Origin of the sequence: Stutzerimonas azotifigens DSM 17556, from assembly GCF_000425625.1 — a bacterium.
GTDB lineage: Bacteria > Pseudomonadota > Gammaproteobacteria > Pseudomonadales > Pseudomonadaceae > Stutzerimonas > Stutzerimonas azotifigens.
Window position 1 is genome coordinate 1 of sequence record NZ_KE384429.1, and the last position, 414, is coordinate 414.

A 414-nucleotide genomic window follows, 5' to 3' on the forward strand; every position below is an offset into this window, starting at 1 on the left:
CACCGCCTTTGCCGGATTGAACCCCAAGCTGCAGGAGTCCGGCACCTACAAGGGCCAGACGCGCATATCTCGAACGGGCTCGTCTCGCCTGAGGGCTGGGCTCTATATGCCGGCTGTTTGCTCGCTCAAGCACAACGCCGCCATCAGCGCTCTGCGGGACCGCTTGAAAGCCAGGGGCAAGACCGGCAAGCAGATCGTCTGTGCCGCCATGCGCAAGCTATTGCACATCGCCTATGGGGTACTGAAATCCGGCCAGCCTTTCGACCCTAAACTGGCCCTTGCCCACTAGGGCTCAAGACGGTATCTACAGGGCCGGCAGCGAGACCGGCCCCGGATGTAGGAACGACCTTGGTCGCGAACGGATTCGACGCCGGCGCTGCGTTCCTTCGCGAGCAAGCTCGCTCCTACGGTGGG

1 protein-coding gene is annotated in these 414 nt (G+C 63.0%); it reads left to right on the forward strand.

Annotated elements, in window-relative coordinates; genetic code table 11:
* Positions 1-289 (forward strand): transposase (locus H610_RS0122910; protein ID WP_028241841.1); only part of this gene is annotated, 289 nt, incomplete at its 5' end.
* Between the last annotated feature and the right edge of the window lie 125 nt (positions 290-414).